The following is a 17,811-nucleotide window of genomic DNA, read 5'->3' on the forward strand; positions in this document are numbered from 1 at the left end:
GGGAAGCCCGGGGGTGGTCTTGCCACATCATTGTGGGCTATATTGGTTTGGACGCACCCTGGGAGACGAGCATGAAGGTCAGCGACATCCTCCGTGTCAAGGGCGGGACGCTGTTCACGGTCACCCCCAACGAGCCGCTTGCCCAGGCGGTCAACACCATGGCCGAGCGCGACATCGGCTCGCTGGTGGTGATGGATCACGGCGAACTGGCCGGCATGCTGACCTTCCGCGAGGTGATCCTGGCCGTGGTGCGCAACGGCGGCTCGGTCGGCTCGACCACCGTGCGCAGCGTGATGGACGACCACCCGCTGACCTGCACGCCCGAGACCGAGATCGACGAGGTGCGCCGCATGATGCTCGAGCGCCACGCGCGCTACATGCCGGTGATGGACCAGCGCACCCTGATGGGCGTGATCTCCTTCTACGACGTGGCCAAGGCGGTGGTCGACAGCCAGGATTTCGAGAACCGCATGCTCAAGGCCTACATCCGCGACTGGCCGGTCGACGAGAGCCCGGCGCAGCCGGCTGCGAACTGATGCTGCCCCCCAGTCGCTTCGCTCCTGCCCCCGAGGGGCGCGGTCCGGCTTGGGACGGCCCGGCGCCGAACTAGCCGCCAACTAGAATCGCCTGCATGGCAGGCAGCACCTTCGGAGAACTCTTCCGCGTCACCAACTTCGGCGAGTCGCACGGCCCCGCCATCGGCTGCGTGATCGACGGCTGCCCGCCCGGGCTCGAGCTGAGCGAAGCCGACATCCAGCCCGAGCTCGACCGGCGCCGCCCCGGCACCAGCCGGCACGTGACCCAGCGCAACGAGCCCGACGCGGTGGAGATCCTCTCCGGCGTGTTCGAGGGTCGCACCACCGGCACGCCGATCTGCCTGCTGATCCGCAACACCGACCAGCGCAGCAAGGACTACGGCAACCTGCTGGCCACGTTCCGCCCCGGCCACGCCGACTACACCTACCACCAGAAATACGGCCTGCGCGATCCGCGCGGCGGCGGGCGCTCGTCGGCGCGGCTGACGGCACCGATGGTCGGCGCCGGCGCGGTGGCGAGGAAGTGGCTGAAGCAGGCCTACGGCACGCGCTTCACCGGCTGGATGACGCAGATCGGCGACATCGAGATCCCGTTCGAGGGCGAAGAGCACATCGGCGCGAACCCGTTCTTCGCCGCCAACGCCAGCGACATCTCGCGCCTGGAGAGCTACATGGACGAGCTGCGCAAGGCCGGCGACAGCTGCGGCGCGCGCATCCGTGTCGAGGCGCGCGGCGTGCCGGTGGGCCTGGGCGAGCCGCTGTTCGACAAGCTCGATGCCGACATCGCCTACGCGATGATGGGCATCAACGCCGTCAAGGGCGTGGAGATCGGCGCCGGCTTCGCCAGCGTGGCGCAGCGCGGCACGACACACGGCGACGAACTGACGCCGCAGGGCTTCGCCGGCAACAACGCCGGCGGCGTGCTCGGCGGCATCTCGACCGGGCAGGACATCGTCGTCTCCATCGCGATCAAGCCGACCAGCTCGATCCGCAGCCCGCGCCGCTCGGTGGGCCTCGACGGCCAGCCGACCACGGTGGAGACCTTCGGCCGCCACGACCCCTGCGTCGGCATCCGCGCCACGCCGATCGCCGAGGCCATGCTGGCCCTGGTGCTGATGGACCATGCCCTGCGCCACCGGGCGCAATGCGGTGATGTCCGCGTCGGCATGACACCGATCGTCGGGCGCCGCGCCTGAACGGCTCGCGGATTGATCTCCGTCACGATAAGTGACGGGGATTGGGCTCATTTCTCCTCAATTCCGGGGCGAGGTCGGCCGATAAGCTGGCCATCCCAGTCTTCGGGACCGGCCGATCTGTGCCGGTCGAGAACCGCCGATGAGCTCACATCCCTTGCCTATCGCTGCCGGCGCGCCCGACCGTGCCGCGCCGGCCTCGCCGCTGATCGAATTCTTCCGGCATCACGGCATCTGGGCGCCGGGCGTGCGCTTGTTCCGACGCCTGCAGTTCCGCGCCAAGGCCTTGATCATCGCGCTGGTGCTGCTGCTGCCGTCGGTGGTGCTGGGCTGGAGCTACTTCCACGACAAGGCGGCCGACATCGACTTCACGGCGCGGGAACGGGTCGGCGTCGAGTACTCCCGCGTCGCTCTGGGGATCGTCGAGGCATCCCAGCAGCTGCGCGGCAACCCGGGTGACGCTGCGGCCGCCAGCGCCTACGAGTCCCGGCTGCGGGCACTCGAGGAGGTCGATCGCCGCCTCGGCGAGCAGCTGCAGACCAGCGCGGAGGTTCAGGCGCTGCGGGCGCTGAAACCGGCTGTCGGGTCGGACTGGAGCGAGTCCTACGAAGCCGGTGGCGAACGGGTCGCGTCCACGATGACGCTGCTGACCCACGTGGCCGACAACTCCAACCTGACGCTGGACCCCGACCTCGACACCTACTACCTGATGGATGCGGCGTTCGGCTCGCTGCCGCAGCTGATCGAATCCACCGTGCGCCTGCGCGACATCGCGGTGGCGCAGGCCCAGGGCAAGACGGGCGGGCCGCTGGCGGAGGTGAGCATGGCCCGCTCCGAGGCGTTGGGCGACCACAACGACGAGCGCTTCCAGGCCGGCATGGCCAAGGTGTACTCGCTGCATCCGGCCCTGAAGGAGCAATTGAGCGGGGACGACGTGCGCCGCCGCATGCATGCGCTGCATGAGTTCGCCACCGCGGGCAACGGCCAGGCCGCCGAGCTGCAACGCGCAGGTGATGCCGCCGTGGCGGAACTGCGCCGGCTGCAGCAAGCGGTGCTGGACGAGCTCGACAAGCTGCTGGCCGCGCGCGCCGACCAGCTCGCGACGCACCGCAACCTCACACTCGTGGTGGTGCTGCTGTCGGTGCTGGCAGGCGCCTACCTGTTCCACAGCTTCTTCCTCGTCACGCAGGGAGGCCTGCGCGAGGTGCAGAAGCATCTGGAGGCGATGACCGCGGGCGACCTGAGGACACAACCCCGCCCCTGGGGCCGCGATGACGCGGCCCGCCTGATGGGCTCGCTGTCGGACATGCAGGCGTCGCTGCGGGCGATCGTGACGCAGGTGCGCGGCGCGTCGGACAACATCGTGCATTCCAGCACCGAGATCTCCGAAGGATCGATGGACCTGTCGGCGCGCACCGAGCTGACCGCGGCGAACCTGGAGGAGTCCGCCTCCTCGATGGAGCAGATCACCGCGACCGTCAAGACCACGGCCGAGAGCGCCGGCGAGGCAGCCCGGATCGCCGCGGCCAACGCGTCGCTGGCCGAGCGCGGCGGGCAGATCATCGGAAGCGTGGTGGCCACCATGCAGGACATCCACGGCTCGTCGAGCCGCATCGGCGACATCATCGGCGTGATCGACGGCATCGCCTTCCAGACCAACATCCTGGCGCTCAACGCGGCCGTCGAGGCGGCGCGTGCCGGCGAGGCCGGGCGCGGCTTCGCGGTGGTGGCCTCGGAGGTGCGCGCGCTGGCGCAGCGCTCGTCGGCCGCGGCACGCGAAATCAAGGACCTGATCACCGCCAGCGTCGGCCAGGTCGACACCGGTACGCGGGTCGTCGGGGACGCCGGGGCGACGATCGCCGAGATCGTCTCCAGCGCGCAGAAGGTCAACGGCCTGCTGGCGGCGATCTCCACCGGCACCAACGAGCAGTCGCTCGGCGTGTCGCAGACCACCGCGGCCGTGCACGAGCTCGACGCGATGACGCAGCAGAACGCCGCGCTGGTGGAGCAGACGGCGGCGGCGGCCGCGTCGCTGCGCGATCAGGCCGTCCGGCTGGCCGGCGAAGTGGCGCGCTTCCAGCTGCCCGCCGACAGCCTCGCGCCGTCCCGGTCGCAGGTCTCGTCGAGACGTCCCTGATCCAGGCCGGGCGCGGCTGCTGACCCGGCCGCAGCCGGTCGGCCCGCGCCGCCGTCTGTCGCCCCTGCCCGCAGGTTGTCGCCCCTGCCCGCAGGTTGTCGCATCCGGGCTGCGCCTTCCTGCGCCGCTGCCTAGAGTGGCGCCGCTCCACGAGAGCGGCAACCACGAGGAGAGGGCGGCATGCACAAGGCAGCACGGCTGGGGGGCTGGGCAGTGGGCGTGGCGGCGGCGGCCGTCGCCGTGGCACGGGTGGCCGGGTTCGGCGCCGGCACCGAGGCGCCGCCCGTGCCCGAACCCGCGCTCGAGTTCACCACGCTCGAGGTGGTGGAGCCGGTGACCGCCGCGCTGCCGCTGCGCCTGGCCTTTTCCGGACCGCTGGTCGCGCCGTCGAGCGCGGTCGTCAAGGCGCGGGCACCCGGCACCCTGTTGAGCCTGGCGGTCGCCGAGGGCCACCGGGTTCGCGCCGGCCAGGCGCTCGCCCGACTCGACCTGGCCGAACTCGACGGCCGCGTGGCCGAACGCCAGGCCAGCGTCGCGGCGGCACGCGCCAACTGGCTGCAGGCCGAGCGCAGCCACGCCTCGAATCGGCGCCTGGCCGACCAGAACTTCATCTCGCCCAATGCGCTGGACGCGTCGCGCGCCGCGCTCGACGCCGCCCGCGCCGCACTCGACGCCGCCCAGGCGCAGCTGGACACCGCCCGTGTCGGGCTGCGCGATGCCTCGCCGGTGGCGCCGATCGCAGGTGTCGTGGCGCGCCGGCATGTCGTGCCCGGCGAGAAGCTGGCGGCCGAGCAGCCGGTGCTGACCATCGTCGACCTGGCCACGCTGGAGCTGGCCGGCAGCGTCGGTACGCACGAGGTCGGACTGCTCGAGCCCGGCCTGGCCGTCCAGGTGCAGGTCGAGGGGCGAGCCGAGCCGGTGGCCGGGCGCATCGACCGCATCGCCCCGGCCGCCGAGCCGGGCACGCGCGCCATCGGCGTCACCGTGGCGGTGCCCAACCCGGGCGAGAAGCTGCGCGCCGGCCAGTACGCGGTGGCCCGCGTCAGCCTGGGCGACCCGGTGGCGCGCCTGACGGTGCCGGCCGGCGCCGTGACCAGCGAGGCCGGCCAGGCGCAGGTGTGGGTGATCGAGCAGGGCGTGCTGCGGCGCCGCGCCGTCACGCTGGGCCGGCAGGACGAGGCGTCCGGTCGTGTCGAGGTGCTCGCCGGCCTGGCGCCCGGCGTGCAGCTGCTGGCCTTGCGCTTCGACGGGCTGCGCGAGGGCCGCCGGGCGGTTGTCGTGTCGCGCGGGGCGGCGCTGGCCGCGGCGGCGGCGTCGGCCGCGGTCCGTTGAGGAGCCGACCATGTGGATGACCCGCGTGGCGATCGCCAACCCGGTGTTCGCGACCATGCTCATGGTGGCACTGTGCGTGCTGGGCCTGTTCTCGTACGCGCGCCTGGGCGTGGAGCAGATGCCCGACGTGGCACCGCCGGTGGCCTTCGTCGAGGTCGCCTGGCCCGGGGCCTCGCCGGAGGCCGTCGAGCGCGAGCTGACGCGCAAGATCGAGGAGTCGGTGAACAGCATCGCCGGCGTCAAGCGCATCAGCTCGCGCAGCTTCGAGGGGCGCAGCCAGACCAATGTCGAGTTCACGCTCGACGCCGACATGGGCCGCGCGATGCAGGAGGTGCGCGACCGCATCGCGGTGGTGCAGGCCGCCTTCCCGACCGACGTGCGGCCGCCGCGTGTGGCGCGCTACGACAACGACAACAGCCAGCCGGTGGTGGTCAGCGCGCTGCTCTCGCCGACCCGCAGCGCACGCGAACTGTCGATCCTGGCCGAGCAGGTGGTGGCGCGGCGGCTGCAGCGCGTGCAGGGCGTGGCCAGCGTGGAAGTCACCGGCCTGGCCCGGCGCGAGCTGCGCATCGACCTCGAGCCCGAGCGCCTGCGCGCCTACGCCATCACGCCGGCGCAGCTCGCCGCGGCGCTGCGCGAGGCGCATGCCGACCAGCCGGTCGGCCTGCTGTCGGACGCGGCGCAGGACACGCTGCTGCGGGTCGAGGGCCGCCTGGCCGACCCGCGCGGCTTCGCCGAGCTGGTGGTGGCGCAGCGCAACGGCCTGCCGCTGCGGCTCGGCGACCTGGGCACGCTGGTCGAGCGCGAACGCGAGCCCGACAGCCTGGCGCGCCTGAACGGCCAGCGCGCGGTGAACTTCAACGTCTTCAAGCAGCAGGACGCCAACGCCGTGGCCACCGGCGAGGCGGTCAAGGAGGCGCTCGACGAGCTGCGCCAGGGCCTGCCGCCCGACGTCGAGCTGCACCTCGTGCAGGCCAACAGCGACTTCGTGAAGGCCTCGCTGACCGGCCTGCAGCACACGCTGATCGAGGGCGCGCTGCTGACGGTCGCGATCGTGTTCCTGTTCCTGCATTCCTGGCGCAGCACGGTGATCACCGGGCTGACCCTGCCGATCTCGGTGATCGCCAGCTTCATCGCCGTGCAGGCCTTCGGCTACACGCTCAACTTCATGACGATGATGGCGCTGTCGCTGTGCATCGGGCTGCTGATCGACGATGCGATCGTGGTGCGCGAGAACATCGTGCGCCACCTCGGCCTGGGCAAGAGCCACCGCCAGGCGGCGCAGGACGGCACCGACGAGATCGGCCTGGCGGTGCTCGCCACCACCTTCGCGATCTGCGCGGTGTTCGTGCCGGTGGCCTTCATGGGCGGCATCGTGGGGCGTTTCTTCCAGCCCTTCGGCATCACCGTGGCGGTGGCGGTGCTGGTGTCGCTCGTCGTCAGCTTCACGCTCGACCCGATGCTCTCGAGCGTCTGGCGCGATCCGCCCGGCGCCGCATGGCGCACGCGGCCGTGGCTCGGCGCGCCGCTGCGTGCCGTCGACCGCGCCATGGACGCGCTGCACGCCGGCTACGCGCGGCTGATCCGCTGGGTGTTCGCCACGCGCCACCGCAACCGGCTGCTCGTGCTCGGCGGCGGGCTTGCCAGCTTCGTCGGCGCGCTGGCGCTCGCGCCGCTGGTGGGCACCGAGTTCATCCCGCAGGCCGACCAGGGCTTCACGCAGCTGGCGATCCGCATGACGGTGGGCTCGAGCCTGGCGCGCAGCGACGCCAAGGTGCGCCAGGTGGAGCAGATCGTCGCCGGCTTCCCCGAGGTGAAGAGCGTCTCCACCAACGTGGGCGGCAGCGGCACCGGGCTGGCGGTCGGGCGCAGCCAGGCGACGCTGAACATCGCCCTGGTGCCGCGGCGCGAGCGGCAGCGCTCGCAGAAGGAGGTGGAGGATGCGATCCGCGCGGCGATCGCCGGCATCCCGGGCATCGAGGTGTCGGTCGGCTTCGACCGGCCGATCTACGTGGCGATCCTCGGCAGCGACCCGGACGGGCTGGCCCGCATCGCCAGCGAGTTCGCCGAGAAGGTGAAGCAGATTCCCGGCATCGCCGACGTGGAGCTTTCGGTCAAACCCGGCCTGCCGGCCTACGCGGTGCGATTGAAGCCCGACGCGGTGCGCGAGCTCGGCCTGACTGCCCCGCAGCTGGCGGCGAGCCTGCGCACCTACGTGAACGGCGAGGCGGCCACCACCTGGACCACGCCCGACGGCGAGCAGGTCGAGGTGATGCTGCGCCTGCCCGAGGCGCAGCGCGAGCGCGTCGCGCAGATGGGCAAGCTGCCGGTGGCCTTCGCGCGCGACGGCAGCGCGATCCCGCTCGACGCGGTGGCCGACATCGTGCCGGTGCGCAACCCGGAGGTGATCCGGCGCCAGGACCTGCAGCGCCGCGAGGCGATCTTCGCCGGCGCGCAGGGACGGCCGGCCGGCGACGTCGGCGCCGACGTGCAGAAGCTGGTGAAGGCGACGACCCTGCCGCCCGGGTACCGCTTCGACGTGGGCGGCGCCACGCGCGAGCAGCAGGAGGCCTTCGGCGCGATGCTCGGCGCGATGCTGCTGGCGGTGATCTTCATCTACATCGTGCTGGCCAGCCAGTTCGCCAGCTTCGTGCAGCCGCTGGCCATCATGGCCTCGCTGCCGCTGGCGCTGATCGGCGTGATGCTCGCGCTGCTGGCCTGGCGCAGCACGCTGAACGTGTTCTCGATGATCGGCCTGGTGATGCTGATGGGCCTGGTGACGAAGAACGCGATCCTGCTGGTCGACTTCGCCAACCGCGCGCTGCGTGCCGGCGCGAGCGTGCCCGAGGCGCTGCTGCAGGCCGGCCAGACCCGACTGCGCCCGATCGTGATGACCACCGCGGCGATGGTCTTCGGCATGCTGCCGCTCGCGCTGGCGCTGAACGACGGCGGCGAGCTGCAGGCGCCGATGGGCCGCGCCATCATCGGCGGCGTGCTGACCTCGACGCTGCTGACGCTGCTGGTGGTGCCGGTGGCCTGGAGCTACCTGGCTGGCCGGCCGCACCGCACTGCGGCAGCTGCGCACGCCATCCCCCAGATCGCTCCCTAAGTCGGCTGCCGGCCTGGGGAGCCGGCGCTGGAGTCCGATTCCTAACCTCTCGTCCGAGTGCTTCGACGTTTCCGGCATCGCAAGGCGGCCGGGCGGGGCGCCTCGGGACCGCGTGACGGCCCGGATCGTCAACCTGGAAAGAGGACCACACCATGGGCATCGGAATCAAGTCTCTCGTCGTCGCTTCGGCGATCTCGCTCTTCGCGCCGCTGGCCAGCGCCGGCTCGGCCGTGCTGACGCTGACGCGCACCACGCTGACCAACGTGTCGGACGCGGCGGGCCTGTGGCAGCACCAGGCCGGCGACATCTTCAAGGGCGGCGTCAAGGTCGGGCAGTACGCGCTGCACCGGCGCGTCACCACCGGCGGCACCACGGCGCCGCTGAACACCGCGATGACCACCCTGACGCTGTTCTTCGCCACCGCGGCGGGCAGCGCGCCGCAGAACATCACGCTGCAAGGCGCGCACGACTTCGGCCCGGGCAACTTCCGCGGCAGCGTGAGCGGCGCGTCGAACCGCTTCAGCTGGATCCAGGGCGCCGACGCCACCTACGCGTCGCTCTCGGGCGGCAACCTGAGCCTGGCGATCTCCTGGACCGGCGCGTCGCAGCTGACCCTGCCCTGAGCGAGGCCCGCCGGTGCGCTGCGCCCATCGCCCCGTGGTGGCCCTTGCACTCGCCGGCGCGTTGCTGGCGGGCCTGTGGCTGGCCCGCGCGCCGGAGGCCGAACCGGTGCCGGCGCAAGCCGCTGCGCCGATGCAGCCGGCGCTGCCGAACCTGCGCCTCGCGGTCGAGGAACTGGCGCGGCGCCAAGGCGTGCAGCTCGTGATGGCCGATGCGGTGGCGGCGGACCTGCTCGCGATGCCGGCGCCGGCCGGCAGCCCGGACGCGGCGTCGCCCGAGGCCAGTCTGCGGCGCTGGCTGAACGGCTTCGAGCTGGTGCTGCACTACGGCGGCGACGACGGCACCGGTCGTGCACGCCTGAAGGCGGCCTGGGTGTTCCCGCTCGGCAAGGCCGGGGTGCTGCAGGCGGTCGCCGAGCCGCTCCGGCGCCCGGCACCGACAGCCGCCGACCGCCAGGCCCCGACCATCGCTGCTGCGCCCGCCGCGGTGTTGGCGGCTGCCGCAGCGAGTGGCCTGCACGACGCCGACGAGGCCGGCCGCCTGCAGGCGCTGCAGCGCGTGCGGCAGGGCGAGCTGGCGGCGAGCCTGCACGAACTGGGTGGCCTGGTGACCGGCGATGCCTCCGAGGCGGTCCGCATCGACGCGCTGGATGCCTACGTCATGCATCCGGAGGCCGGCGACGCCGACGTTCAAACCCTGCTCGAGCAGGCGAGCCGGGCCGGCGCCGGCCTGCTCGCCGAACACGCCCGGGCGCTGCGCGAATCGCGTGCTGCGCCCGCCGCGCCGCTGGCCGTGCCCGACCCGATCGAGCCCGGTCTCTGATCGGCCGCGGCGTTCAGGTGCTGGCGCGCGGCACCAGCTCGTAGCCCAGGTCGACGACCGGCGCCGGCACCGGCTCGCCGCGCATCAGCGCGAGCAGCATGCGCGCCGCGGCCGCACCGACCTCGGCGCGCGGCGTGCGCACGGTGGTCAGCGGCGGCAGCATCTGGTCGCTGCCGGTCAGGTCGTTGAAGCCGGCCACCGCGATGCGCTCGGGCACCCGGATGCCCAGCCGCAGCGCCGCCAGCAGCGCGCCCTGGGCCAGGTCGTCGTTGCAGAAGAACACCGCGTCCACCGCCGGCGTCTGCCCGGCGATCTGCTCGAGCATGGTGCCGCCGAGTGCAAGCGAGGAGGGCGCCGGGTTGAGCCACTCGAGCGTCGGCGCATACAGCCCGGCCTCGCGCATCACCCGGCGCCAGCCCTCCAGGCGCTGCATGGTGCGCGGGTCGAGCTGTGCGGCGGCGAAGGCGATGCGGCGCCGGCCCCGCGCGAGCAGGTGGCGCGTCATCGCCGCGCCGGCGTCGGCCTGCGAGAAGCCGACGCTGTAGACGCCCGCGGCCGAGGAGGTCTCCATCAGGTGCACGCAGGGCACGCCGCTGCCGGCGATCAGCGCGCGGGTGGCGTCGCTGCGGTCGAAGCCCGTCACCAGCAGGCCGGCCGGGCGGTGCTGCAGCTGCTCGCGCAGCAGCTGTTCCTCCTCGGCGGCGTCGTAGTGGGTCACGCCGATCAGGGTCTGGTAGCCGGCCGGGCGCAGCGTGTGCTGCACCGCCTCCATCAGGTCGACGAACAACGCGTTGGACAGCATCGGGATCAGCAGTGCCACATGCGTGCTGTGGCGCGAGGCGAGGGCGCGGGCGGCCGGGTCGGGCACGTAGCCGAGCCGCTGGGCCGCGGCCTGTACACGCGCCACCAGCTCCGGGTCGACCGCGCGTTCGCCACGCAGCGCGCGCGACACGGTGATCGGGCTGACGCCGGCGGCCTGGGCCACGTCGGCCAGGGTGACGCGGCCGGTGGCGCGATGACGGGGTGGCGGTGGCATAGGGTAAGTACGGATCAGGTTCGGCGGGCTGTCGACTAGGATAGCGCTATCCAAAGACGGACAACAACTCGACTGTAGCGCAGACGCACCGCGAGGTGCACAGGTGCGGTGGGCGGGCGGTTCTCCGTCAATTCTTTACCTCAACCGGATAGCGCTGTCCAATGAAACAGGCGATCGTGATCATGGGCGTGGCGGGCTGCGGCAAGTCCAGCCTCGGCGCCGCGCTGGCCCGGGCCCTGGGCCTGCCGCTGGTGGAGGGTGACGACTTCCACAGCCCGGCCAGCCGCGACAAGATGAGCCGCGGCATCGCACTGACCGATGCCGACCGTGCCGGCTGGCTCGACACGCTGGGCGGCCAGCTGCGCGCCCACCCGGCCGGCCTGGTGCTGACTTGCTCGGCGCTCAAGCGCGCCTACCGGGACCGACTGCGCAGCGCCGAGCCCGGACTGCGCTTCGCCTTCCTCGAGCTCGACCGCGCGGCCGCGCTGCAGCGCGTGGCGGCGCGCGCGGCCTCGCACTTCTTCTCCGCGAGCCTGGTGGACAGCCAGTTCGCGACGCTCGAATCGCCGGTCGGCGAGCCCGGCGTGCTGCGCCTGGACGCGCTGCAGCCGCTCGACGTGCTGTGCGCGGCCACGGCCGCCTGGCTGCAACAGGAGGACGCGCGATGAACCTGCCCCTGGCCTCCGGCCGCTTCCAGCGCTTCACCCATGCCGCCATGGCCGCCTGCCTGGGCGTGATGGCGCTGGCGGTGTTCGTCAACGTGGTGCTGCGCTACGGCTTCGGCAGCGGCATCCCGGCCAGCGAGGAGCTGTCGCGCCTGCTGTTCGTCTGGATGGTGTTCCTCGGCGCCACCGCCGCCTACCCGGCCGGCGAGCACATGGCCTTCACCAGCCTGGTCGGGCTGCTGAAGACCCGCCCCGCGGCGCTGGCGGCGATGACCGCGCTGATCCGGCTGCTGGTCATCCTGGCCTGCGTGCTGGTGGGCTGGGGCGCCTGGCAGCAGGTGATCGTGGGCCTCGGCAGCCACTCGGTGGTGCTCGGCTACCCGACCGCCTTGCTGCCGCTGCCGGCGCTGCTGGCCTGTTCCGCGATCGGCGTGATGGCGCTGGTCGAACTCATCCGGCGCGAACCGCTCGACCTCGGGCACGCGCATGACGTGGAGTGACCGACATGTCTCCTGAAGGACTCGCGTTCGTCGTCTTCTCCGCCGGCATGCTGGTGCTCATGGGCATCGGCATGAACATGGCGCTCGCCCTCGTGCTCACCGGTGCCGGCATGGCCTACGTGCTCGGCTTCTGGGACACCCAGCTGCTGGCGCAGAACCTGGTGGCCGGTGTGGACAGCTTCCCGCTGCTCGCGGTGCCGTTCTTCATCCTGGCCGGCGAGCTGATGAACTCGGGCGGCATCAGCCGCCGCATCATCGACATGGCGCAGGCCTGGGTCGGCCACATCCGCGGCGGGCTCGGCTTCGTGGCCATCGGCGCGGCGGTGCTGATGGCCAGCATGAGCGGCTCGGCGCTGGCCGACACCGCGGCGCTGGCCACCATCCTGCTGCCGATGATGCGCCAGCAGGGCTACCCGATGGCCACCTCGGCCGGCCTGCTCGCCTCGGGCGGCATCATCGCGCCGATCATCCCGCCGTCGATGCCCTTCGTGATCTACGGCGTCACGACCAACACCTCGATCTCGGCGCTGTTCGTCTCCGGCATCGTGCCCGGGCTGATCATGGGTGCCGGGCTGATCATCGCCTGGAAGCTGGTGCTGCGCCGCATCGATCTGCCCGAGGGCGAACCGGTGCCGCTGGCGGCCCGACTGCGCGCCACGGCCAAGGCCTTCTGGGCGCTGCTGATGCCCGTCATCATCATCGGCGGCATGAAGACCGGCGTCTTCACGCCGACCGAGGCGGCGGTGGTGGCGGCCTTCTACGCGCTGACCATCGCGCTGTTCGTGCACCGCGAGATGAAGTTCGCCGAGCTCGGCCCGGTGCTGGTGCGCGCGGCCAAGACCACCGCGATCGTGATGTTCCTGTGCGCCGGCGCGGCCGTGGCGAGCTACATGATCACGCTGGCCGACCTGCCGGCCACGCTGACCGGCTGGCTCGGCCCCCTGGTGGAGCACCCGCGCCTGCTGATGGCGGTGATGATGGTGGTGCTGGTGCTGATCGGCACGGCGCTGGACCTGACGCCGACCATCCTGATCTTCGCGCCGGTGATGCTGCCCATCGCCGTCAAGGCCGGCATCGACCCGGTGTACTTCGGCCTGATGTTCGTGCTCAACGGCGCCATCGGCCTGATCACGCCGCCGGTGGGCACGGTGCTGAACGTCGTCGCCGGCGTCGGCCGCCTGTCGCTGGCGCAGGTGATCCGCGGCGTGAACCCCTTCCTCGTCACCTACACGCTGATCCTGGTGCTGTTCGTGATCTTCCCGCAGCTCGTCACCGCGCCGGTCGCGTGGATGCGCTGAACCTTCATCCCTCGGAGACAACCATGACCTTCGTTCGTCGCTCCCTCGTCGCCGCCGCGGCCGCTGCCGCGCTGCTGGCCCCCTTTGCCGCCTTCGCGCAGGACATCAAGCCGCGCCTGATCCGCTTCGGCTACGGCCTGAACGAGCAGAGCAACCAGGGCCGCGCCGTCAAGTTCTTCGCCGAGCAGGTGGAGAAGGCCTCGGGCGGCAAGATGCGCGTGCGTGCCATCGGCGCCGCCGCGCTCGGCCCGGACGTGCAGATGCAGCAGGCGCTGATCGGCGGGGCGCAGGAGATGATGGTCGGCTCGACCGCCACGCTGGTGGGCATCACCAAGGAGATGGCGCTGTGGGACACACCGTTCCTGTTCAACAACGCGAAGGAGGCCGACACCATCCTCGACGGCCCGATCGGCCAGAAGGTGATGGACAAGCTGCCGGAGAAGGGCCTCGTGGGCCTGGTCTACTGGGAGAACGGCTTCCGCAACCTCACCAACAGCAAGCGCCCGGTGAACAAGCTGGAAGACCTGGACGGCATCAAGCTGCGCGTGATGCAGAACAACGTCTACCTCGACAGCTTCAAGACCCTGGGCGCGAACGCCGTGCCGCTGCCGTTCTCCGAGCTCTTCAGCGCGCTCGAGACCAAGACCGTGGACGGCCAGGAGAACCCGTACAACACCATCCTCTCGAGCAAGTTCTTCGAGGTGCAGAAGTACCTGAGCGTGACCAACCACGTCTACAGCCCGTGGATCGTGATGGTCAGCAAGAAGTGGTGGGACGGCCTGTCGAAGGACGAGCAGAAGATCCTGCTGGATGCCGCCAAGGCGAGCCGCGACTTCGAGCGCAAGGACACGCGCGAGGAAGCGGCCAAGGCGCTGGCCGAGCTGAAGGGCAAGGGCATGCAGATCAACGAACTGCCGGCCTCCGAAGCTGCGCGCATGCGCGACAAGCTGACCAAGGTGAACGCCTCGATCGGCGCGAGCGTGGGCATGGACCTGTGGAACGAGACCCAGGCCGCGCTGGCCAAGCTGCGCGGGGCGAAGTGACTTACTGGCTGAGCTGGATCACGTTGCGGATCAGCGGGTAGATCTGGTTCTGCCAGCGCCGCCCGCTGAACACGCCGTAGTGGCCCACGCCGGGCTGAACGTAGTGGGTGCGCAGGTAGGGGCGCAGTGAGGTGCACAGGTCCTGCGCGGCGAGGGTCTGGCCGGTCGAGCAGATGTCGTCGCGCTCGCCCTCGATGGTGACGAGTGCGGTGCGGCGGATCGCCGCCGGGTCGACGCGCCGGCCGGCCAGCACCAGTTCGCCGCGCGGCAGCCGGTACTCCTGGAACACCTGCTGCACGGTCTCGAGGTAGAACTCGGCCGGGAGGTCGGCCACCGCCATGTACTCCTCGTAGAAGTCGCGGGTCACCTGCGCCTTCTCGTGGTCCTGCTCGACCAGGTGGACGTAGTAGTCGCGGAAGGCATGGAGGTGCCGTTCCCGGTTCATGCTCATGAACGCGGTGAGCTGCACGAAGCCCGGGTAGACGCGCCGTCCGGCACCGCGGAAGCGCCACGGCACGCGGCTGACCAGGTGGCGCTCGAACCACTCGATCGGCTTGCTGGTGGCGAGCTGGTTGACGGCCGTCGGGCCGATGCGGCAGTCGATCGGGCCGGCCATCAGCGTCAGGCTGGCCGGCGCGGCAGGGTGGTCGTCCTCGGCCATCAGCGCCGTGGCCGCCAGCGCCGCCACGCAGGGCTGGCAGATCGCCATCAGGTGGGCGCCCGGGCCGAGCGCGGCCAGGAAGTCGATCAGGTGCTGCGTGTATTCGGCCAGCCCGAAGCGCCCGTCCGACAGCGGCACGTCGCGCGCGTTGTGCCAGTCGGTGACGTACACGTCGTGTTCGGGCAGCAGCGTGCGCACGGTGTCGCGCAGCAGCGTCGCGAAATGCCCCGACATCGGTGCGGCCACCAGTACCCGGGGCTGCGCCGCCACGCCCGGCTTGGCGAAGCGCAGCAGGGTGGCGAAGGGCGTGCGCTGCACCACCTGCTCGACCACCGGCACCGGCGCACCGCCGACGCTCACCTCGCGGAGGCCCCAGTCCGGCCGCGTGTGGGTGATCTCGGCCAGGCGCAGCACCTCGCAGGCCGCCGCCAGCTGGCGCTGCGGCGGATGGCCGCCCAGGCCGAGCGTCGGGTCCAGCAGCATCGGTACCGCGCTGCGGGCCAGCGTGCGCACCGGCCACATCCAGTCGCTGTGGGCCTGGTACGCGTGGTACATGAAGCGGTCTCCGGGCATGGTGGCAGGCGGGCGTCAGCAACTTGCGCGCCAAGCCGGCGTGGCATGTGGATTGCAGCGCTGCAGGCCGGACATCCCGGAGACCGACATGCCTGCCACTACCGCCCCCAGCCGAGCCAGGGCCCCGGCCCGCAAGAAGGCGGTGGCCGCCCCCGCGGCGCGGGCGACGTTGACGCTGTCGAGCAAGAACTACTCGTCCTGGTCGCTGCGCGGCTGGCTGATGGCGAAGTTCGCCGGCCTCGAGTTCGACGAGGTGATGGTGCCGCCCGACGACGCCGACGCGCGCAGGGAACTGCTGCTGCTCGCGCCGTCGATCCGCGTGCCCTGCCTGACGCACGAGGGCGCGAAGGTGTGGAACACGCTGGCCATCGCCCAGTACCTGAACGAGATCTGCCCCGACGCCGGGCTGATGCCGGCCGACCGCATCGCGCGCGCGCATTGCCGCTCGATCAGCGGCGAGATGAACTCCGGCTTCGCCAACCTGCGTTCGGCACTGCCGATGAACCTCAAGGCGCACCGGCCCGGCTTTCGCATCTGGGCCGGCGCCCGTCCCGACATCGACCGCATCCTCGAGATCTGGAGCGACTGCCTGGCCCGCTACGGCGGGCCCTACCTGTTCGGCGCCCAGCGCACCATGGCCGACGCGATGTACGCGCCGGTCGTCACCCGCTTCCTCACCTACGACGTCAAGCTGCCTGCCGACTGCGCCGAGTACTGCCGCACCATCATGGCGATGCCGGAGATGAAGGAGTGGATCGCCGCCGCCAAGGCCGAGCCCGACGAGATCGAAGAGCTCGACATGGAATTCTGACGCGGCGGCCGGTGCGGCCCCGCCTCGTGGCGGTGCCCGCCGGTGCCCCGTTCGGGTGCCGCGGTGGCGCGGGCGCGCTTGACCGGCGCTAAGGGAAGGCCAAGGCGCATGCCGTAAGCTTGCGCCTTTGCACCGTTTTCGCCCTCCACCCGTGCCGCTCGCCCCGACCGACCTCGCCGCGCGCGATCTCGCCTGCCGCCGCGGCGACCGGCTGCTGTTCCGCGGCCTGAACTTCACGCTGGCCAGCGGGCGGATCGTCTGGCTGCGTGGCCCGAACGGCAGCGGCAAGACCAGCCTGCTGCGCCTCTTGGCCGGCCTGTCCACGCCGGCCGGGGGCGAGCTCCACTGGCAGGGCCGCCCGGTGCGCGAGCAGCGCGCCGCCTACGCCCGCGCCACCTGCTACCTGGCGCATGCCAACGCGCTGAAGGAAGACTTGTCGTCGCTCGAATCCCTGCAGTTCCTCGCCCGGCTGCACGGCCACGCCGGCGACGCGTCGTCCTGCACCGAGGCGCTGCGCGCGGTGGGCATGCACAGCCGGCGCCATGCGGCGGTGCGCACCCTGTCGCAGGGACAGCGCCGGCGCATCGCGCTCGCGCGTTTGCACCTGGAACCGTCAGCGCCGCTGTGGATCCTCGACGAACCGTATGACGCGCTGGATGCCGACGGCAGCCGCATGCTCGACCGCACGCTCGCGGCGCATGCCCTGGCCGGCGGCGCCGCGGTGCTGACCAGCCACATCGACCTGTCCGTGAATGAACCTGCGCCCGAGATCCTGCAACTCGATGCCGTCGCCGCCCGATGAGCCCGGTGTTCCTGGCCATCGTCGCGCGCGACCTGCGGCTGGCCGCGCGGCGGCGCGTCGAGGCGCTGCTGCCGATCGCGTTCTTCCTGGTCGCGGTCAGCCTGTTCCCGCTGGGCATCGGCCCGGAGCCGCAGACGCTCAAGCTGATCGCCCCGGGCGTGGTGTGGGTCTGCGCGCTGCTGGCGGCCATGCTCTCGCTGACCTCGCTGTACGGCGCCGACCATGCCGACGGTTCGCTCGAGCAGATGCTGCTGTCGGGCGAATCGGGCTGGGCTATCGCCGCGGCCAAGGCGCTCGCGCACTGGGTCGTCACCGGGCTGCCGCTGGTGGCGGCGGCGCCGCTGTTCGGGCTGATGTTCGACCTGTCGGCGCCGGCCAACCTGTCGCTCGTGCTGACGCTGCTGCTGGGCACGCCCATCCTCAGCCTGCTCGGCGGGCTGGGGGCGGCGCTGACGCTCGGCCTGCGCAGCGGCAGCGTGCTGCTGATCCTGCTGATCCTGCCGCTGTGCATCCCGGCGCTGATCTTCGGCACCGGCGCCGTGGCGGCGGCCGAGGCCGGCCTGTCGGCGCGCGGCCAGTTCTCGCTGCTGGGCGCACTGCTGATCGGCAGCATCCTGCTCGCCCCGCTGGCCACCGGCGCGGCACTGCGCATCGCCACGGAGTGAGGGCCTG

At 71.7% G+C, this 17,811-nt stretch carries 16 protein-coding genes; 14 read left to right on the top strand and 2 right to left on the bottom strand.

Features of this window, described 5'->3' with window-relative positions:
* Window positions 1–71 precede the first annotated feature (71 nt).
* From D9C15_RS11210 to D9C15_RS11240, 7 genes are all read left to right on the top strand, one after another.
* A complete protein-coding gene (locus D9C15_RS11210; protein WP_127997528.1) occupies window positions 72–536 on the top strand; it encodes a CBS domain-containing protein in 465 nt (154 codons plus the stop codon).
* 95 nt (window positions 537–631) lie between these two features.
* Complete coding sequence (aroC, locus tag D9C15_RS11215) at window positions 632–1,732, top strand: chorismate synthase (protein ID WP_127997529.1); 1,101 nt, start codon at window positions 632–634, stop codon at window positions 1,730–1,732.
* Window positions 1,733–1,871: 139 nt separating this feature from the next.
* Window positions 1,872–3,866: a methyl-accepting chemotaxis protein gene (locus tag D9C15_RS11220; protein ID WP_240668367.1), complete on the top strand. Its 1,995-nt coding sequence runs from the start codon at window positions 1,872–1,874 to the stop codon at window positions 3,864–3,866.
* 180 nt (window positions 3,867–4,046) lie between these two features.
* Entirely contained in the window at window positions 4,047–5,198 is a 1,152-nt protein-coding gene (locus D9C15_RS11225; RefSeq protein WP_127997530.1) for an efflux RND transporter periplasmic adaptor subunit, read from the top strand.
* A 10-nt stretch (window positions 5,199–5,208) separates the two neighbouring features.
* A complete protein-coding gene (locus tag D9C15_RS11230; RefSeq protein WP_127997531.1) occupies window positions 5,209–8,307 on the top strand; it encodes an efflux RND transporter permease subunit in 3,099 nt (1,032 codons plus the stop codon).
* A gap of 152 nt (window positions 8,308–8,459) precedes the next feature.
* Window positions 8,460–8,930: a hypothetical protein gene (locus tag D9C15_RS33730; RefSeq protein ID WP_205854776.1), complete on the top strand. Its 471-nt coding sequence runs from the start codon at window positions 8,460–8,462 to the stop codon at window positions 8,928–8,930.
* A 37-nt stretch (window positions 8,931–8,967) separates the two neighbouring features.
* On the top strand, window positions 8,968–9,750 hold the full coding sequence (locus D9C15_RS11240; protein ID WP_127997532.1) for a hypothetical protein: 783 nt from the start codon (window positions 8,968–8,970) through the stop codon (window positions 9,748–9,750).
* Window positions 9,751–9,763: 13 nt separating this feature from the next.
* Here D9C15_RS11240 and gntR read toward each other — a convergent pair whose 3' ends face one another.
* Window positions 9,764–10,786, bottom strand: coding sequence for an HTH-type transcriptional regulator GntR (gene gntR, locus D9C15_RS11245; RefSeq protein WP_127997533.1), 1,023 nt, complete (start codon window positions 10,784–10,786; stop codon window positions 9,764–9,766).
* 161 nt (window positions 10,787–10,947) lie between these two features.
* On the opposite strand from gntR, the gene D9C15_RS11250 reads away from it, so the two are divergent.
* Genes D9C15_RS11250 through D9C15_RS11265 form a run of 4 tightly spaced genes read left to right on the top strand, consistent with a single transcriptional unit; the run spans window position 10,948 to window position 14,292 of the window.
* Entirely contained in the window at window positions 10,948–11,454 is a 507-nt protein-coding gene (locus D9C15_RS11250; RefSeq protein ID WP_240668368.1) for a gluconokinase, read from the top strand.
* Complete coding sequence (locus D9C15_RS11255; protein ID WP_127997534.1) at window positions 11,451–11,951, top strand: TRAP transporter small permease subunit; 501 nt, start codon at window positions 11,451–11,453, stop codon at window positions 11,949–11,951. Before D9C15_RS11250 ends, D9C15_RS11255 begins: the two co-directional genes overlap by 4 nt.
* A 5-nt stretch (window positions 11,952–11,956) precedes the next feature.
* Complete coding sequence (locus D9C15_RS11260; protein ID WP_127997535.1) at window positions 11,957–13,249, top strand: TRAP transporter large permease; 1,293 nt, start codon at window positions 11,957–11,959, stop codon at window positions 13,247–13,249.
* Between the two features lie 23 nt (window positions 13,250–13,272).
* A complete protein-coding gene (locus D9C15_RS11265; RefSeq protein ID WP_127997536.1) occupies window positions 13,273–14,292 on the top strand; it encodes a TRAP transporter substrate-binding protein in 1,020 nt (339 codons plus the stop codon).
* A 1-nt stretch (window position 14,293) separates the two neighbouring features.
* Here the strand turns inward: D9C15_RS11265 and D9C15_RS11270 are convergent, their stop codons facing one another.
* Complete coding sequence (locus D9C15_RS11270; protein ID WP_127997537.1) at window positions 14,294–15,508, bottom strand: polyhydroxyalkanoate depolymerase; 1,215 nt, start codon at window positions 15,506–15,508, stop codon at window positions 14,294–14,296.
* 106 nt (window positions 15,509–15,614) lie between these two features.
* Here D9C15_RS11270 and D9C15_RS11275 point away from each other — a divergent pair, with 106 nt between their 5' ends.
* The 3 genes from D9C15_RS11275 (at window position 15,615) to ccmB (ending at window position 17,804) form a co-directional block, all read left to right on the top strand.
* A complete protein-coding gene (locus tag D9C15_RS11275) occupies window positions 15,615–16,337 on the top strand; it encodes a glutathione S-transferase family protein (protein WP_127997538.1) in 723 nt (240 codons plus the stop codon).
* A 151-nt stretch (window positions 16,338–16,488) separates the two neighbouring features.
* Window positions 16,489–17,139 carry a cytochrome c biogenesis heme-transporting ATPase CcmA gene (gene ccmA / locus D9C15_RS11280; protein ID WP_240668369.1) on the top strand — a complete coding sequence of 217 codons (651 nt, stop codon included), beginning with the start codon at window positions 16,489–16,491 and terminating at the stop codon, window positions 17,137–17,139.
* Complete coding sequence (gene ccmB, locus D9C15_RS11285) at window positions 17,136–17,804, top strand: heme exporter protein CcmB (RefSeq protein WP_127997540.1); 669 nt, start codon at window positions 17,136–17,138, stop codon at window positions 17,802–17,804. Before ccmA ends, ccmB begins: the two co-directional genes overlap by 4 nt.
* The last annotated feature ends 7 nt before the right edge of the window (window positions 17,805–17,811 follow it).

Origin of the sequence: Piscinibacter defluvii (assembly GCF_004011805.1) — a bacterium.
Classification (GTDB): Bacteria; Pseudomonadota; Gammaproteobacteria; order Burkholderiales; family Burkholderiaceae_C; genus Piscinibacter; species Piscinibacter defluvii.